Source organism: Bradyrhizobium ganzhouense (assembly GCF_049949285.1).
GTDB lineage: Bacteria > Pseudomonadota > Alphaproteobacteria > Rhizobiales > Xanthobacteraceae > Bradyrhizobium > Bradyrhizobium ganzhouense.
Genome location: NZ_CP181318.1, coordinates 3165275 through 3182864 on the forward strand (window position 1 = coordinate 3165275; position 17590 = coordinate 3182864).

Annotated in this window: 15 protein-coding genes; 6 read left to right on the forward strand and 9 right to left on the reverse strand. The window is 65.2% G+C overall.

Translation table 11 applies throughout. From position 1 onward, the window contains the following. Positions 1–175: 175 nt before the first annotated feature. Entirely contained in the window at positions 176–946 is a 771-nt protein-coding gene (locus ACLFLU_RS14450) for an SDR family NAD(P)-dependent oxidoreductase (protein ID WP_426412842.1), read from the reverse strand. Positions 947–1188: 242 nt separating this feature from the next. Then, positions 1189–1476, reverse strand: coding sequence for a hypothetical protein (locus tag ACLFLU_RS14455; RefSeq protein WP_426412843.1), 288 nt, complete (start codon positions 1474–1476; stop codon positions 1189–1191). Positions 1477–1532: 56 nt separating this feature from the next. Between ACLFLU_RS14455 and ACLFLU_RS14460 the strand changes: the two genes are divergently transcribed. The 3 genes from ACLFLU_RS14460 to ACLFLU_RS14470 all read left to right on the forward strand — a co-directional run bounded on the left by ACLFLU_RS14460 (position 1533) and on the right by ACLFLU_RS14470 (position 7480). Next, positions 1533–2951 carry a CoA transferase gene (locus ACLFLU_RS14460; protein WP_426412844.1) on the forward strand — a complete coding sequence of 473 codons (1419 nt, stop codon included), beginning with the start codon at positions 1533–1535 and terminating at the stop codon, positions 2949–2951. A 140-nt stretch (positions 2952–3091) separates the two neighbouring features. Continuing rightward, positions 3092–4336 (forward strand): efflux RND transporter periplasmic adaptor subunit, encoded by a 1245-nt coding sequence (locus tag ACLFLU_RS14465; protein ID WP_426412845.1) that lies wholly within the window; start codon positions 3092–3094, stop codon positions 4334–4336. Positions 4337–4363: 27 nt separating this feature from the next. Beyond that, positions 4364–7480, forward strand: a complete 3117-nt coding sequence (locus ACLFLU_RS14470) for an efflux RND transporter permease subunit (protein ID WP_426412846.1) — start codon at positions 4364–4366, stop codon at positions 7478–7480. 8 nt (positions 7481–7488) lie between these two features. Here ACLFLU_RS14470 and ACLFLU_RS14475 read toward each other — a convergent pair whose 3' ends face one another. From ACLFLU_RS14475 to ACLFLU_RS14490, 4 genes are all read right to left on the reverse strand, one after another. After that, positions 7489–8118 carry a LysE family translocator gene (locus ACLFLU_RS14475; RefSeq protein WP_426412847.1) on the reverse strand — a complete coding sequence of 210 codons (630 nt, stop codon included), beginning with the start codon at positions 8116–8118 and terminating at the stop codon, positions 7489–7491. Positions 8119–8319: 201 nt separating this feature from the next. Continuing rightward, positions 8320–9231 carry an amidohydrolase family protein gene (locus tag ACLFLU_RS14480; RefSeq protein WP_426412848.1) on the reverse strand — a complete coding sequence of 304 codons (912 nt, stop codon included), beginning with the start codon at positions 9229–9231 and terminating at the stop codon, positions 8320–8322. 41 nt (positions 9232–9272) lie between these two features. Next, positions 9273–9830, reverse strand: coding sequence for a hypothetical protein (locus tag ACLFLU_RS14485; RefSeq protein WP_426412849.1), 558 nt, complete (start codon positions 9828–9830; stop codon positions 9273–9275). A gap of 24 nt (positions 9831–9854) precedes the next feature. Beyond that, the gene (locus tag ACLFLU_RS14490) at positions 9855–11285 is read right to left on the reverse strand and encodes a TolC family outer membrane protein (RefSeq protein ID WP_426412850.1); all 1431 of its coding nucleotides are present in this window, start codon (positions 11283–11285) and stop codon (positions 9855–9857) included. A gap of 235 nt (positions 11286–11520) precedes the next feature. On the opposite strand from ACLFLU_RS14490, the gene ACLFLU_RS14495 reads away from it, so the two are divergent. Continuing rightward, positions 11521–13380 carry an acetyl-CoA hydrolase/transferase C-terminal domain-containing protein gene (locus ACLFLU_RS14495; RefSeq protein ID WP_426413992.1) on the forward strand — a complete coding sequence of 620 codons (1860 nt, stop codon included), beginning with the start codon at positions 11521–11523 and terminating at the stop codon, positions 13378–13380. Between the two features lie 44 nt (positions 13381–13424). Here the strand turns inward: ACLFLU_RS14495 and ACLFLU_RS14500 are convergent, their stop codons facing one another. Beyond that, complete coding sequence (locus tag ACLFLU_RS14500; protein WP_234681289.1) at positions 13425–14204, reverse strand: enoyl-CoA hydratase; 780 nt, start codon at positions 14202–14204, stop codon at positions 13425–13427. Between the two features lie 121 nt (positions 14205–14325). Next, entirely contained in the window at positions 14326–15015 is a 690-nt protein-coding gene (locus ACLFLU_RS14505) for a hypothetical protein (RefSeq protein WP_426412851.1), read from the reverse strand. Positions 15016–15305: 290 nt separating this feature from the next. Between ACLFLU_RS14505 and ACLFLU_RS14510 the strand changes: the two genes are divergently transcribed. Next, positions 15306–15851, forward strand: coding sequence for a sigma-70 family RNA polymerase sigma factor (locus tag ACLFLU_RS14510; RefSeq protein WP_426412852.1), 546 nt, complete (start codon positions 15306–15308; stop codon positions 15849–15851). Positions 15852–15853: 2 nt separating this feature from the next. Continuing rightward, complete coding sequence (locus ACLFLU_RS14515) at positions 15854–16492, forward strand: NrsF family protein (RefSeq protein ID WP_426412853.1); 639 nt, start codon at positions 15854–15856, stop codon at positions 16490–16492. On the opposite strand, the gene ACLFLU_RS14520 is transcribed toward ACLFLU_RS14515, so the two are convergent. Continuing rightward, positions 16489–17589: a DUF2336 domain-containing protein gene (locus ACLFLU_RS14520; protein ID WP_426412854.1), complete on the reverse strand. Its 1101-nt coding sequence runs from the start codon at positions 17587–17589 to the stop codon at positions 16489–16491. The genes ACLFLU_RS14515 and ACLFLU_RS14520 overlap by 4 nt on opposite strands. Position 17590 lies beyond the last annotated feature (1 nt).

Below are 17590 nucleotides of genomic sequence, written 5' to 3' on the forward strand. Positions count from 1 at the left end.
GCAATCTCTCACCGTCACCCCCGCGCAACGGCGAAGCCGTTGTCGCTGGAGGTGGCCGCTTCTTCAGCGGCCCTCGAAGGGCGACGGCCCGGCTGCATCCGGGCCGTGCATCCTTCGAGGCTCTTCTTGCGATGCGTTGCATCGCAAGCTTTGCACCTCAGGATGACGGAACTGATCAAAAATTCACCCGGTTCGAAATCGCGCCATCCACGACGAGATTGGCGCCGGTCGTGAACGACGACGCCGGGCTCGCCAGAAACACCGCGGCGTTCGCAATCTCCTGCGGGGTGGCCATGCGCCCCGTCGGATTGCGGCTCATCGCATCCTCGTAGCGCTTGGGCATGTTCTGCTCGATCATGTTCCAGACGCCGCCCTTGAAATAGACGGTACCGGGCGAGACCACGTTGACGCGGATCTTCTTCTTTGCGTATTGCCGCGCCAGTCCCTTGGCCATGTGGATCAGCGCCGCCTTGATCGGGCCGTAGGAGCTGGCGACATCGGCCTGCGCCGCCGAGATCGAAGAGATGATGACGAAGGCGGCATCGCCGCTCGTCTCGCCGCTTGTCTCGAGGAACGGCCGCGCGGCGTCGAACGCATGCACGGCGCCGAGCACGTCGAGCCGGAAATTCTGCTCCCACGATGCCGGATCGTGACCTTGCGCCATGGCGCCGGCATTGGCGAACAGCAGGTCGATGCCGCCGAGCTCCTTTGCCGCGCCCTCGACCCACGCCTTCAGCGCCGCGCCGTCGGTGACGTCGACCGTGCCGCCGGTGGCGCGGATGCCGCTCGCCTTCAGTTCAGTCACGGTGGCCGCGACCTGCTCCGCATTGCGCGCGCAGACCGCGACATTGCTGCCTTCACCGGCCAGCGTCGCCGCAATCGCTCGCCCGATGCCGCGCGTGCCGCCGAGCACGATGGCGTTTTTTCCTTTGAGACCGAGATCCATTGTTTGGTTTTCCTTGTTGTTGGTCGCAGAGAGTGTAGCCACGTACGTGGCATGGTCGCAAATGCCATTCTCTGACCGTCACCCTGAGGTGCCGGAGCGTAGCGGAGGCCTCGAAGGGCGACAGCCCGGTTGCCACCGCGGCCGTTCATCCTTCGCGGCTCGACTTGCGATGCGTTGCATCGCAAGCCTCGCGCCTCAGGATGACGGGACCGGCAGCGAAGGATTCAAAAACAATTCCCCCCTCACTCCGGCGAAGCCCCCACCGGCGGGCCGCCGGGCGGGCGGTGCAGGAAGGTCAGCGAGGCGTAAGCGCCGACCCAGGAACCGATCGCGGCGAACGCGACATAGAAGGCGTTCTCGGTGTAGCTGATCACCGCATAGGAGGAGAGCAGATACCAGATCGCGCTCCAGCTCGCGGCCGGCACGCGCTTGCGTGCGACCACAGCGGAGGTGAACATCACATAGACTGCGTCAGTGGCCGCTGTCGCGACCAACACGGCGCCTGCGGTGAGGGGATCGATGGCGGCCATTGCGTTCCCTTGTGTGCTAATGGAAGGTCGTAAAAAATTACGGGAGAGAAGCGGACATGCAAAGCCCCTCCGACATTCTCAAAGACATCTGGACTTCCGCCGGCGGCGATGCGGCCGCGCTCGACCGCGTGCGGCTGACCGGCGAGGAGCCGCAGATCCCCTCCTCGTTCCGTGTCGCCGTCGCCGGGCAGACGACGATCGCCGCCGCGGGGCTTGCCGCCGCTGAAATCTGGCGGCAACGCAGCGGCGAGGCGCAGGACGTGACCGTCGACATGCGCCACGCCGTCGTCGAATGCCGTTCCGAGCGTTATCTGCGCCTCGACGACACGCCGCCGCCTCCGGCCTGGGACGCCATCGCTGGCGTCTACAAGACCGGCGACAGCCGCTTCGTCCGCTGCCACACCAACTTTCCGCATCACCGCGACGCCGTCTGCAAGGTGCTTGGCTGCGTGCCCGAGCGTGACAAGGTGCAGGCTGCCCTGATGCAATGGAAGGGCGAGGATTTCGAAACCGCGACTTATGCCGCAGGCGGGGTCGTCGCTCTGATGCGCTCTTCCGACGAATGGTCGGTGCTGCCGCAAGCGCGCGCACTCGCCGAGCTGCCGCTGATCTCGATCGAGAAGATCGGCGACGCCGCGCCAAAGCCGTGGTCTAAAAAGCTGCCGCCTGAAGGCGATCGCCCCCTCTCTGGTCTTCGCGTGCTCGATCTCTCCCGCGTCATCGCCGGTCCCGTCGCCGGCCGCACGCTCGCTGCGCATGGCGCCGATGTGCTGCTGGTCTCGGGGCCGGAGCTGCCCGCCATTCCCTGGCTCACCATCGACACCGGCCGTGGCAAGCTCACCACCTTCATCGACCTGAAGAGCGAGGCGGGCAGGGCGCAGATGCGCACGCTGTTGAAGGACGCCGATATTGTCTCGCAAGGCTATCGCCCGCGCGCGCTCGCCACCCTTGGTTTCTCGCCGGAGCAGGCCGCAGAGATCAATCCCGGCATCGTCTACGTCACCCTTTCGGCTTACGGCCATGCCGGCCCATGGGCCGAGCGGCGCGGCTTCGATTCGCTGGTGCAGACCACGACCGGCTTCAACGACGCGGAAGGCAAGGCCGCCGGCGTCAACGGTCCCAAGGAACTGCCGGCACAGATGCTCGACCATGCCACCGGCTATCTGATGGCGTTCGGCGCGATGATGGCGAGGGCGCGTCAGGCCCGTGAAGGCGGCAGCTGGCATGTGCGCGTGTCGCTGGCGCAGACCGGACGCTGGCTGTGGAATCTCGGCCGGCTCGAAGGCGGTCTCAACACGCCGGATCTTACGGGCGAGGCCGCACATGCAGCGTTCATGGAAACCGTGTCATCTGGCTTCGGCACGTTGACGGCGGTGCGCCATTCGGCGGTGTTGTCGCGGACACCGGCGCGATGGAGCCGACCAGCCATGCCGCTCGGCAGCCATCCGCCGCAATGGCCGGCGAAGCTGGCGTGAAGCTGATATGTCGCAGAATTTTAACGCAAACCGAAGGACGGCCAACGTTTTTTAGGTTGTTTGAAATCCCAATTCGGCACTATTAGCGCGACCGATGAGGCAGTCGTCTGCCGAGATCGTCGCAGACATGACTGGGCCTCATGGTAGCTGAAAATACCAAGCGATTTCATGTGCTTACAAAACAACGGGTGATCACATCCGTAGTTTTACTGGCGCTTGCAGGGGCCGGCGCCTATGGCTTTCTCCACACGGGCGGCAAGGAGAAGAACCACTCCGAAGTCTCCAGCCAGTCACGCAGGAACGCCCAGAATTTCACGCCGACGCCGTCGGAATGGGCGACGCTGACGATCGAGCCGGTCAATGCCAAGGCCTTCCGCGCCGAGTACGTCACCGAAGGCAAGGTCGCGGTCGATGAAGACCGTTCGACGCCGGTGTTCTCGCCCTATGCGGGCCGGGTGACCAAGCTGCTCGCCAAGCCCGGCGAGAGCGTGACCCAAGGGCAACCGCTGTTCACAATCGAGGCCGCCGACACCGTCCAGGCCCAGAACGATTTCATCGCGGCGATGACGTCGCAGAACAAGGCAAAGTCGGCACTCGAGCTTGCCGACATCCAGTACCGGCGCGCCAAGGATCTCTACGAAGGCCGCGCCATTCCGCTCAAGGATTATCAGCAGGCGGAAGCGACCCAGGTCCAGGCGCAGAACGACATGCGCTCGTCGGTGACGGCCCTGGAGGCCGCAAACAACAAGCTGCGCATCCTCGGTTTCACCGACGAGACGATCAAGGCGTTCCAGACCAAGAGCACCATCAATCCAGAGATCACGATCTATGCGCCGATTTCGGGCACGGTCGTGCAGCGCAAGATCGGTCCCGGGCAATATGTCAGCGCCGGCGCCAGCGATCCGGTCTTCGTGATCGGCGATCTCTCAACGGTCTGGCTCACCGCTTTCGTGCGCGAAAGCGACGCCGCCTCCGTCAGTGTCGGGCAGGACGTCAGCGTCAACGTGATGGCGCTGCCGGGCCGCCCCTTGACCGCCAAGATCAACTATATCGCCGCCGCGATCGATCCGAATACCCGCCGCCTGCTGGTTCGCGCCACCATCGACAACAAGGACGGCCTGCTCAAGCCGGAAATGTTCGCCAACGTCACGATCTATTCGGCCGGCGACCGTGCGGCGCCTGCGGTGCCGAAGCAGGCGCTGATCTACGAAGGCGACCAGGTCCGCATCTGGGTCGCGCGTGAGGACAAGTCGATCGAGCTGCGCCAGATCAAGATCGGCCTCATCAACGGCAACCTCGTCGAGGTGACCAGCAACCTGAAGCCCGGCGAACAGATCGTCGTCAAAGGCAGCCTGTTCATCGACCGCGCGGCGTCCGGTAGCTGACGGCCCAAGAAACTGCGAAAAACCTGAATGGACCGTCTCGTCGCCCTTGCCGTCAACCGGCGCTTCCTGATGGTCGGCATGTTCGTCGCCGTGTTCATCGGCGGCCTGATCGCGTTCAACCAGCTCAACATCGAGGCCTATCCCGATCCGACCCCGCCGATGGTCGACATCGTCACGCAGAGCCCGGGCCTGTCGGCGGAAGAGATCGAGCGCTACATCACGATCCCGATCGAGACGCAGGTCGCGGGCCTGAAGAACCTCACGACCATCCGCACCATCTCGCTCTACGGCCTCTCCGACGTCAAACTGCAGTTCTCCTTCGCCTACACCTATGACGAGGCGTTGCAGCAGGTCCTGAACCGCCTGGCGCAGCTCGCTCCGCTGCCAGGCAACGTGCAGCCGCAGATCTCGCCGCTGAGCCCGATCGGCGAAATCTTCCGCTATCGGCTGGTCGGCCCGCCGAACTACAGCGTGCTCGACCTCAAGACCATCCAGGACTGGATCCTGCAGCGCCGCTTCCGTTCCGTGCCCGGCGTGATCGACGTCACCGGGTGGGGCGGCAAGAGCAAGACCTATGAGCTCCAGGTCGACAACAACAAGCTGGTCGCCAACGGCCTGACGCTGCCGCAACTGCTCCAGGCGGTCAGCAATTCCAACGTCAATGTCGGCGGCAACACCGTCAATATCGGCCAGCAATCGGCGGTGGTGCGCGGCGTCGGCCTGATCAAGTCGATTGACGACCTCGCCAACACCATGATCGCCCAGACCAACGGCAATCCGGTGCTGGTCAAGGACGTCGCCACCGTCACCGTCGGCCAGAAGCCACGTCTCGGCATCGCCGGCATCGACGATTCCGACGATATCGTGCAGGGCATCGTGCTGATGCGCCGCGGCGAGCAGAGCTCGCCAACCATCAAGCGCGTCCACCAGCTCGTTCAAACCATCAACGAGTCCAGTATCCTGCCGCCCGGCGTGCGCATCGAGCGCATCTATGATCGCGGCGACCTGATCGAGCTCACCACCCACACCGTGCTGCACAACATGGTGGTCGGCATCCTCCTAATCGTGCTGTTGCAGTGGATCTTCCTCGGCGATCTGCGCAGCGCGCTGATCGTCGGCGCCACGATTCCGTTCGCGCTGTTCTTCGCCGTGATCATTCTGGTGCTGCGCGGGGAGTCGGCCAACCTGCTGTCGGTCGGTGCCATCGATTTCGGCCTGATCGTGGATGCCACTGTCATCATGGTGGAGGCGATCTTCCGTCGCCTGACGCAGACCACGCCGCCGACGGAATCCGAGCAGATGTCGCCCGAGACGCTGTTCGGCATGAAGAGCCATGCCATCCTCAGCGCCGCGGCCGACGTCTCGCGCTCGATCTTCTTTGCCGCCGCGATCATCATCGCGGCCTTCCTGCCGCTGTTCACGCTGTCCGGCGTCGAAGGCAACATTTTCGGACCGATGGCGCGCACCTATGCCTATGCGCTCGCCGGCGGCCTGCTGGCGACCTTCACCGTCACGCCTGCGCTGTCCGCGATCATCCTGCCGGCGCATGTCGAGGAGACCGAGACCAGGGTGATGCAGCTCCTGCATCGGATCTATATGCCGGTTCTGAATTGGGCTGTTGCCAATCGCAGCATCATGCTCGGCGCCGCGGTTGGTCTCGTGCTGATGACGGTGGCGCTCGGCCGGCTGCTCGGCCTCGAATTCCTGCCCAAGCTCGAAGAGGGCAATCTCTGGATCCGTGCCACGCTGCCGCCGACCATCTCGCTCCAGGAGGGCAACTCCTATGTCAACGAGATGCGCAAGCTGATCCGCGCCCGGCCCGAGGTCGAATCCGTGGTGTCGCAGCACGGCCGTCCCGACGACGGCACCGACGCCGCAGGTTTCTTCAATGCCGAGTTCTTTGCGCCGCTCAAGCCCGCGAGCCAGTGGCCCGGCACGCATGACAAGGAGGAACTGACCGCGGAGCTGCTCAAGCAGCTCGACGATCGCTTCCCCGGCGTCGAGTTCAACTTCTCGCAATATCTCCAGGACAACGTCTCCGAAGCCGTCTCCGGCGTGAAGGGCGAGAACTCGATCAAGCTGTTCGGCAGCGATCTCCAGGCGCTGACCGACACCGCCAACAAGATCAAGTCGGTGCTCGCGACCGTGCAGGGCGTCACCGACCTTGCGGTCTTTACCTCGCTCGGGCAGCCGACCGTGCAGATCGACATCGACCGCGCCAAGGCCGCGCGCTACGGGCTCGCCCCCGGCGACATCAACGCCACCATCAAGGTCGCGATCGGCGGCGACACCGCGGGCGATATCTACGAGCCGGGCTCCGACCGCCACTTCCCGATCATCGTTCGCCTGGCGCCGGAATATCGCCGCAGCGCCGAGGCGATCCAGAACATCCGGATCGGTGCGCCCGGGCCGAACGGCTCCGTCACCCAGATCCCGCTCAGCGAAGTTGCCACGATCAGTCTCGTCTCCGGCGCCGCCTACATCTATCGCGAGCAGCAGGAGCGCTATCTGCCGATCAAGTTCTCGGTGCGCGAGCGCGATCTCGGCAGCGCCATCCGCGAGGCGCAGCAGAAGATCGCCGACCAGGTTCAGCTGCCGCCCGGCACGCACATGGAATGGGTCGGCGAGTTCGGCAATCTCCAGGACGCGATCCGGCGGCTGTCGATCGTGGTGCCGATCTCGCTGGCGCTGATCGGCATCCTGCTCTGGTTCAATTTCGGCTCGATGACCGACACGCTGCTCGCCATGAGCGTGATCCCGATGGCGATCTTCGGTGGCGTGCTCGGCCTGCTGATCACCGGCACCGCCTTCAGCGTCTCGGCAGCGATCGGGTTCATCGCGCTGTTCGGCATCGCGGTGATGGACGGCATCATCATCCTCTCGCAGTTCAACCAGCTGATTGATGAAGGCATGGACCGCCTCAGCGCGGTGATCCGCACCGGCGAATTGCAGCTCCGGCCCGTGTTGATGACCTGCGTTGTCGCCGGCGTCGGCCTGCTGCCGGCCGCGCTGTCGGCGGGCATCGGCTCGCAGGTGCAGAAGCCGCTCGCGGTCGTCGTCGTCACCGGCATGATGCTGGCGCCGATCGTGATCCTGGTGACGCTGCCGGTGTTGATCTCCTTCTTCTCCCGCCGCGCGCGCTGACGCGCGAGCTAGCCCAACGCGCGCTGCGCGATCCGCAGCAGCATCGCTGTGCCGAGCCCGAGCAGAATCAGGCTCGCGAACCTGCTGCTTAGTGACAGCATCCGCGGCGTCAGCCGTGACCGCGCGGTGGCGACGATCGTGCTGAGGATCATCCACCAGACCGCAGAGCCGACGAAGACGCCCGCGATCAACGGTGCGGCTGCGGCCTGCGTCGAGAACGCGTGCAGCGCTGCGAGAAACAGGATGACTGTCAAAGGATTGGTCAGCCCGAGTGCGATGGCGCTGAGATAGGCGCGCGCGAGATGCACTCGGTCGATCTCACCGGCGTCCTGGAGCACGATGGAGCACCGGTGCGCGCGAAGCGCGAACCAGAGCAGCGTGAGCGCCGAGACGATGCCGAAGACAACGGCATTCGCCTCGACCCAGGGCTGCGCAAGCGCGCCCAATCCCAGGATTGCGAAGGCGCTGTAGGTGAGATGCACGGTCGCCGCGCCGAAGCCGGTCGCGAGGCCCGTGGCCATGCCCGACGCCAATGTGCGCTGAATGCACAACATGCCCATTGGCCCAATTGGAGCAGCGACGGTGAAACCAATTCCAACGCCGGAGAAAAGCGCGGCAACATAGTGTGAGAAAGGCATGCATCCGCACGAACAAATGAAATCTGTGCGTGTGCGTACCTGCGAAATTGAATCGTCGCCTCAACCGGAAGGCTGAAAAACAGATGCGAGCGCAAACACGATCGTGTGAGTCAGTGTCGTTGTGCTCTCGCGACAACAGTTTCGTGACTCAACGTGGAACCATTTCGCATTTTGTTTGAACCTAATCGGATTTGCCGCGACTCAGAAGCCGTAGAGTCGCTCAGGATTGTCGACCAGGATCTTCTTGCGTACATCCGCATCCGGCGCCCACACCGGAAGCTGGTCGAGCAGGCGGCCATCGTCGATCTGGTGGAATGGTGCAAGGTCAGTAGTCTTGCGGCCCTCGACTCGCGCCGAATCCGGGTGCGGCCAGTCGGTGCCCCAGACGATGCGGTCCGGGTTCGCGGCGATCAGTGCGTGCGCATAGGGCGCCATGTCCTGAAAATCGGGCGCGAGGTGCGACGAGCGATAGGCGCCCGAGATCTTCACATAGGCTTTGCCGGATTTGACCAGCGCGACGAGGTCCGCAAATCCCGGCTGCTCCAGTCCGAGCGAGGCCTCGAGGCCGCCGAAATGGTCGAACACCGCGGGCACCGGTGAGGCCAGCACGAGATTCTTGATGGCCGAGATCATCGCCAGCGTGGTGTAGAGCTGCACATGCCAGCCGCGCGCCTTCATGCGCGCGATGGCGGCGGTGAAGCGGGCGCGGCCGACATCGGGATTGTTGACGCCGTCGGTTGCAAGATTGATGCGGATGCCGCGAAAGCCGTCCGCGTGCATCGTGTCGAGCTGAGCTTCCGTGGTCTTGTCGTCGATCACGGCGACCCCGCGCGCGGTCGCGCCGCGCGCCTTCATCCCGAACAGGCTGGAGGAATTGTCGGTCCCGTAGACGCTCGGCGTGACGATCACCACACGCTCGATATGCAGCGCCTTGTGCAGCGCCGCCATTTCCTCCGGGCTTGCAGGTCCCGGTGTATAGACGCGCCCCGCAAAGAACGGAAATGTCCCGATATCGCCATGAATATGCGTGTGACAGTCGCACGCATGGGCCGATACGTCGAAATTGATCGGCGTCGCGGGTTGCGCTGCGCGCGCGTAGATCTTGTCGGTCATGGCTGCTCCGGCGGCGGGGAAGACGCGCGCACGATATCACATCAGCCAGGCAGTCCCGCCACGTCGGTGCATAGCTGCTCGACCAGCTCCGCAACCGGCCGCGCGCCGTCGACTCGGACGATGGGGCAGGGCAGGCCGGCAACCCAGGCTTCATGCTTTGCGAGACTGCGGCCTTCGCGGTCGCCGGCCTCGTAATGCGACGCCCATTCGACGAAGGCTTCGGTCTCCTCATGACGCCAGCCGCCGGGCACGACAGCATCGGCACCGAAATGCGCGGCTTCGCGGGCACGCAGCCGCTGCAAGCGAAGCTCGCGCGGCGTGGTCACGAAGACAACGAGATCGAATAGCGGGACGAGCTCGTCTCCCCAGCCGGTGACGGTTCCGCTCAGCACCCAATCGAGACGCGGCAGAAATAGCTCGCGCATCAGGCGCAGGCGATCTGCGGCAGGGCGTGTCGTCTGGTAGGGGGGAACAGTCGGCAGCCAGAAATAATCGTCGCTGTCGTGATGCGGCAGCGCCAGCCGGCCCGCAAGCGCGCGGCCGAGCGTCGTCACGCCGGAGCCCGAAGCTCCCATCAGATGGATACGGCGGCTCTGCATAGGTGTCGGCCGGAAGCTTCGAAGTTACTGCCCCGACGGCGTGCGCAGGCCGTGCCAGGCGTCGCGGACCTGGTGGTAGTGCACCTCGGGTAGATAGTCGGGCGTATTCAGGCTCAGCGTCTTGACGTCGAGATGGCCGACGGCGCTGAGCAGGGTGTAGGAGGCGATGACGCGGTCGCGCAGCGCGCTGATCAGGCGAGCCCTGGCCTGGATCAGATCGGCTTGCGAGTTCAGCACATCGACAGTGGTGCGCTGTCCGCCGGCGGCTTCGCGCTGCACGCCCTGGAGCGCGACGGTCGCGGCCTTCACCTCGGACTCCGAGGCGGAGACTGCGATCTTGGCGCCCTCATTGGCGACCCAGGCGCTGACAGCTGCGGTGCGCGCCTGGTTGCGCACTTGATCGAGCACCAGCCGGCTCTGCGCCGTGACTTCCTTGGCCTGCCGGGTCTGCGAGGCGGCCTGACCGCCGTCATAGATCGGCGCGGTGACGTTGGCGACGATCGAGGCCTGGTCGGTGGCGAAGGTGCTTAGCGACGGGTCGCTGTCGCGGCTGCGGCTGACGCTGCCCTGGAGGCTCGCGCTCGGCAGCAGCGCGCCTTCGGCGACGCGGATATTGGTCGAGGCGACGTCGACATCGAAGCCAGCGGCCATCACCGCCGGGTGCTCGCGGATCGACATCGCGATCGAATCCTCGCGGCTCTTCGGCAGATAGCGATCGACCACTTCGGCGGGGCGAAGCGCCGAAGGCGCATTGCCGATCACCTGGGAATAGGTCGCCTGGCTCACCGCAAGCGCGACCTCGGCGGCATTGAGATCGGCAAGGCCGCGGCTGAGACGCGCCTCGGCCTGGGCGCTGTCGGTCGGGGTGACGTCGCCGGCATTGAGGCGGCGTTGGGTGATGGAGAGCGTCTCGCGCAGGAAGGCGACGTTGGAGCGTTGCGCCTCGACCAGCGACTGGTTTGCCAGCACGTTGGTGTAGGCGGTGACGGCGTCGAGCAGCACGCCCTGGCCGACATTGCGCAGCGCCTCGCGGCCGGACTGCACCTGGAGTTCCGCGACCCGCACGCTGTTGGCGGTGCGGAAGCCGTTGAACAGGGTCTGCGACACCGTGACCCCGATGGTCCAGGGTTTTAGCGTCGCGGTCTGGATGGTGTTGTCCGGAAGCAGGTTGCGCACGGCCTGCAGGCCGGCGCTGAGGCTCGCCACGATCTGCGGCCGGTAGCCGGCCAGCGCCTGCGGCACGTTCTCGTCGGTGGCGCGCTGCCTTGCGCGCTCGGCGTTGAGTTGAGGGTTGGTCTGGTAGGCCTTGACCAGCGCCTCCGGCAGGGCCTCCGCGTAGGCCGCAGTGGGCAGGGCGCAACAGAGCACCACGGTGGTCCATGTCGCCAGGACAGGACCCGCGCCCGATCGACGCCGCGTCTTCACGCGGCCAGCTCTGGCGCCACGCCCAATCATGTAATTCCGAAAAACCCCGGCTGACCGCCCCCGCCGACGGCGGCTTTCTTAACTGTTTACCCACCGCCGGTCCCGCAGGCAAACTGCCGCGGAGGAAACCCCCACGAAATCCGTGCTTGTTGCAGGTGCGTCACACAGTGATTCCGCCTCGAATGCGCTAAATGCGTTATAGGGGACCGGTGGCGCCTTCCAATTCCGTCGGGCGCCTTTGCAATGAGGTCCGGACCCACGGATGATGCCGAAATTCTTCTCCGATCCCGATGCGCTCGCGGAGGAGATCATCCGTGACGTTGGAAGCGATCTGGTGGTCGGTCTGCCGCTCGGCCTCGGCAAGGCCAATCACGTCGTCAACGCCCTCTACGCGCGGGCCTGCGCCGATCCTCATATCAAGCTGACATTGCTGTCGGCGCTGACACTGGAAAAGCCGAGGCCGAAGGCCCTGATCGAACGCCGGTTCATCACGCCCGTGATCGACCGCCTGTTCGGATTGTATCCCGATCTGGCCTACGCCGATGCGCTGCGCGAAACTCGGCTGCCGCCCAACGTCAACGTGGTCGAATTCTTCTTTCTTGCGGGACGCTGGTTGCACGTGCCGGCCGCGCAGCAGAATTACATCTCGGCCAACTACACCCATGCGGCGAGCTATCTGCTGGCCCGCGGGATGAACGTGGTGACACAGCTGGTCGCCAAGCGCGTCGTCGACGGCGTGCCGCGCTACAGCCTGTCCTGCAACACCGATACGACACTGGATGTGCTGCGCGAGCGTCGCGCCGGACGGGCCTCGTTCAAGCTGGTCGCGCAGGTCAATTCCGAGCTCCCATTTATGCCGGGCTTGGGCGATCTTGCGGCCGAGGAATTCAGCGCAGTGCTGGACAGCACGGCGACCGATTTTCCCCTGTTTGCGCCGCCGTCGGAGCCGATCTCCGATACCAAATACGCCATTGGCCTGAACGCGGCGTCGACCGTAGCCGACGGCGGCACGCTTCAGATCGGCATCGGGCAGATCGGCGATGCGCTCGCGCAGGGGCTGATTCTGCGCCATCGCGACAGCGCAGCGTTTCACGATCTCGTCACGCGGCTGTCTCCGGCGCGACCGACCGTTGCGCAGGAAGCCGGCGCCTTCGAGGTCGGCCTCTATGGCGTCAGCGAGATGGTGACCGAGGCGTTCATCGGCCTGATCGATGCCGGCATCCTTATGCGCGCCGTCGACGGCGTGGTGCTGCACGGCGCGTTCTTTCTTGGTCCAAAGTCGTTCTATCGCGCGCTGCGCGAGATGCCGCCGGACCAGATCGCGCGTATCCGGATGATGCCGGTGTCGTTCACCAACGAGCTCTACGGCGAAGAGGATCGGAAGCGTCGCGACCGCGTCGATGCACGCTTCATCAACAACACGATGATGGCGACGCTGCTGGGCGCGGCGGTCTCCGACGGCCTCGACGACGGCCAGGTCGTGAGCGGCGTCGGCGGGCAATACAATTTCGTGGCACAGGCCTTCGCGCTTCACGACGCGCGATCTGTCTTGACGCTCGAGGCCACGCGCCCGGCCGGTGGTGCACTGAAATCCAACATTCTCTGGCGCTACGGACACGAGACCATCCCGCGCCATCTGCGCGATGTCTTCATCACCGAATACGGCGTCGCCGATCTCAGGGGAAAGTCGGATGCCGACGTGATTGCGGGAATGCTCGGGATCGCTGATTCCCGCTTCCAGGACGAATTGGCGCGTGTTGCGAAGGACGCCGGCAAATTGCCGCGTGGCTATGAAATCCCTGCTGCCCACCGCGAGAACCATCCCGAGCGGATCGCGGCAGCGCTCAAGCCCGCACGCGACGCCGGGCTATTGCCGTCGTTCCCGTTCGGCTCTGATTTCACCGAGGTGGAGCAGCGGCTCATTCCGGCGCTGGAGATCCTGCAAGGCGCGCAACATTCGTCGCGCGCGCTGGCGGGCCTGCTGTGGCAGGGATTGATGCGAAAGCCTGATACGGACGACGAGGCGTGCCTCGCACGCCTCGGCCTCGATCGCCCAAAGACCTGGCCGGAGCGCTTCTATCGCGCGCTCGTGAATGCGGCTTTGGAGCGCAGCAGAGACGCCTAGCTCCACTGTCGTCCCGGCGAAGGCCGGGACGACCGGAGAGAATGTTAGCGGTTCTTGTTCACCGGCTTGCGCTTCTCGATGAACGCCGCCATGCCCTCGGAGCGGTCTTCGAGCGCGAAGGTCGAGTGGAACAAATTGCGCTCGACACTCATGCCTTCGGCCAGCGTGGTCTCGAAGGCGCGATTGACCGCTTCCTTGGCCATCGCCACCGCAGGCCGCGACATCGAAGCGATCTTCTCGGCAGCCGCCATGGTCTCGTCCATCAGCTTGTCGGCAGGCACGATGCGGCTGACGAGGCCGCTGCGCTCGGCCTCAGCTGCATCCATCATGCGGCCGGTGAGGCAGAGATCCATCGCCTTGGACTTGCCGATGGCGCGGGTCAGGCGCTGGGTGCCGCCGATGCCGGGGATGGTGCCGAGCGTGATCTCGGGCTGGCCGAATTTGGCGGTGTCGGCGGCGATGATGAAGTCGCACATCATGGCGAGTTCGCAGCCGCCACCGAGCGCGTAGCCGGCGACTGCGGCAATGGTCGGCTTGCGGCAGCGCGCAACACGGTCGCCGCCGATCGCAGCAAAATCCTCGGAGAACATGTCGATGAAGCCTTTCGGCTGCATCTCCTTGATGTCGGCGCCGGCGGCAAAGGCCTTCTCGCTGCCGGTCACGACGATGCACCCGATGGCGTCATCGGCTTCGAGATCGTCGACGGCGGCGGCAATCTCGCGAAAGACGCCGAAGGAGAGTGCGTTGAGCATTTTCGGCCGGTTCAGCTTGATGATGCCGACCGCGCCTTTGCTTTCGACGATAATGTGTTCGAACGTGCTCATGCTCCACCCACGCGTTTGATTAGGCGGGCAATGTGCCTGCTGGCGCGGGTGCCTTCAAGGGGCCAAAAGCCGCCAGGACGCGCACGCAGCGCGCCCCGGAATGAGCCAATAGGCCAAAGATCTAGGCCATGAACATGCGTGCGGCGGAGGCCAGCGTCAGCAGCGTGCCGACGCCAATGAAGATCTTGCCGATCAGGGAGCTCTGGTCCCAGGCCGAGCCCGGCTGGCTGCTTGCCATCACCGGCGCCGGACGCGGCTGTGCGTCGGTTGCGGCGACCACCGCTTTCTGCACGGCCGGATTGTCCTGTTGCAGGGCGCGATCGAGGTCGTTCAGCTGGTCGGGTGGGACGACCTGGTTCTCGGCGCCGGGCGCGGCGGGACCGTCAGCCGCAGCCTGCACATTGTCGTTGGCGCGGCCGGTCATCGCCGAGGCTGCGGCCGAAGGCGGCGTGGTGTCGCTGGCGGCGAGCTGCGCGTTGGCATTGGCGACTTCCGGCGGCATCTGGTTCGAGGCCGGGACGTCGGTGCTGGCCTCTTTGCCAGTCTTGTTACCAGTCTTGGCCACGTCGGCCTGCGGCGTCGCATCCGCCTTGTCGGCCTTGTCGTCGGATTTCTGCGCCGTCTTGTCGCCGGTGCGGCTGTGAGACACGTGGCGCCGCTGCTTGCTCGGCTTGACCGTGTCGGCCTGGTTGCTCGCGCCGTCCGGCTTGGAGCTTGCTGCAGAGCTCGGCGCTGCCTGCGCCGCGGCACTAAGCAGCAGCGAAAGTCCGGCCACAGCAATCAATGCCGCGCGCACGCTGGCTTTCATCATGTTGACGATCTCCCCAATTGGCCCGTCCCGGGAGCGAACAGAGACCCCGGCCCATGACCACAGCGCGGCAAAAAATGGGAATCTTCGGGCCACACCGGGCAAAACCGGGGCAAACCCGTCGGGTGCAGCGGCGGGCCGGGTGCGGCAGGGACCGATCGGTGTTATGAGCCCTGACGGGGATTTCTGCGGCTGCTTCGGGGGCAGGGCCCGCTGATCACGATTTCGTGATTGCGCGGGTCCCGACGTAACAAATTGAAAGAGCGGCCGAATTGCAATGGTGAGGGGCGCGCGTGCGCGGACGTGAGGACGAATGGACCGGCCTGATGCGGTCGGCCATGGCAGGCGATGATGCGGCGTATCATCGCCTGTTGAAGGCGGTCACGCCGGTGCTGCGCGCTGCTGCGAGGCGCGGCCTGGCGAGGGCCGGGCAGCCTCCCGATCAGGCCGAGGATATCGTGCAGGAGATTTTGTTGGCGGTGCATCTGAAGCGGCACACCTGGGACAGCGAAGCGCCCTTCGCCCCATGGCTGTTCGCGATCGCGCGCAACAAGCTGATCGATGCGCTCCGGCGTCGCGGCCGGCGTGTCTTCGTCAACATCGACGATTTTGTCGAAACGCTGCCCGGCGAGACACCGCAGGAAACGGCCTCGGCAGGCGAGGTCACCGCGCAGCTCAACACCCTGCCGCAGCGCCAGCGCGACGTGTTGCAGTCGATCGCAGTCGACAGCGCCTCGATCAAGGATACGGCGACAAAGTTCTCGATGAGCGAGGGTGCCGTGCGGGTCGCACTGCATCGGGGTCTTGCGGCCCTGACTGCCAAACTACGGGACCACTAGTCATGGACACCGATCAACTCATTCGCACGCTCACGGCCGACAATGCCCACCGCGGCCCGCGCGTCGGTGCCTTGTTGACGATGGGTCTCCTCGTTGCAGCGCCGTTGTCCATCCTGATTTTCGCGACGTTCCTGGGCGTGCGGCCGGACGTGATGACGGCGATGCACAATCCGTTCTTCGACATGAAGTTCGCGGTCACGCTGTCGCTGGCGATTCCTGCGATCATCATCAGCCTTCACCTGTCGCGGCCCGAGGCCCTGATGCGCGGCTGGGGCTGGCTCCTGCTGCTCCCCGTCGGATTGCTGGCGGTCGCGATCGGCAGCGAAGCGATGATGGCGCCGGCTATGCCGATGACGATGCGGCTCGTCGGCAAGAACTCGCGGTGGTGCATGTTGGCGATCCCCGCGATGTCGCTGCCGCTGCTCGCGGGTGCATTGTTCGGCCTGCGCCACGGCGCGCCGTCACGGCCGGCGCTTGCGGGTGCGCTCGCCGGCCTGCTGTCGGCCGGGCTCGCCGCCACGCTCTACGCCTCGCACTGCACCGACGACTCGCCGCTGTTCGTCGCGACCTGGTACACGATCGCGACCGCGGTCGTGACCGCGATCGGCGCGGCGGTCGGGTCGAGGGTTTTGAGGTACTAAGCCGCGGACGTCGTGCTTTGCATGCGGTGGAAGCGCAGCACCTGCTGCGCCGTCGAGCTGCGCAGGGTCTCGTAGGTATCGCGCAGCGTCAGCATGTCGGTCTTCGAGCCACCCGAAAGCTTTTCGCGCATGGCGATGATGGCGCGCACGCTCGACCATTGCATGCCGGCGGCCTTGGCGAGGATCATCACGCCCTCGGTCCGGCTCTCGATCATCATGTTCTCGGCGGTCTCGACCGCGACGCCGGCGAGCGCCGCGAGCCCTGCATTGGTCTCGTCGAACTTGCCCTGTTCGGCGAAGGTCGTGACCTGGAATTCGTTGAGACGACCGTCGTCGTGGAGTGATTTCACCAGTGCGCGCGCCATTTCGGTTTGCCGGGTCATGGCGGCGGCGCGGACCCGCTGCGCCGCTTCCTGGACCACGCTCGACACTTCGTCCGCGAGTTCCGGATGTGCGGCCTCCAGCTTCCTGCGCACGCTCAGTGAGGCCTTGGCAACCAGCTTCAGATAATGATGGCGCGGCAGGTCGGGCCGCAGGCCGATGCAGGCGGCAAGATCGTCGTCGCGTTCGGCGCGGGTGACGAGATCGGTGAGGCTGCCTTCGGAGAGCTGTGCGCCCGGATTGCTGACGGTCGACTGCACCACGTCTTCGTTGCCGCGGCTCACCAGCACGTCGGTCAGCGCCTCCGACAGCACCCGCCGCAGCGAGATCGCCTTGAGATGGGCCTGGCCCTTGCTGCGCGCGATCTCGATCAGGGTCGTTTCGTCCAGCCGCTCCGACTTCGTCAGTACGGGACCGGCGACCTCGATGACCTCATCGAGTGCGAGCGTACGGATGATTTTGGGCGGCGCGGCGGCGATCGGTGCGAGGCGCTCGGCGAGCAGCGCCTTCGCCGAGGTCTCGATCTGCTCGATCAGGCACTGGAACACGTCGTCGAACACGCGGACATGGTCGTCGGAATAATCCACTGCGTTGTTGACGAAGAGGTCGGTGACGCGGCGCAGCGTCTCGACCCGTTGCGCGACGGTGCCGTGCGCGAGCGCCGACTGCAATTCCTCGAGCAAATTCTCGGATGGCTTGACGGATTTGGTTCTCATG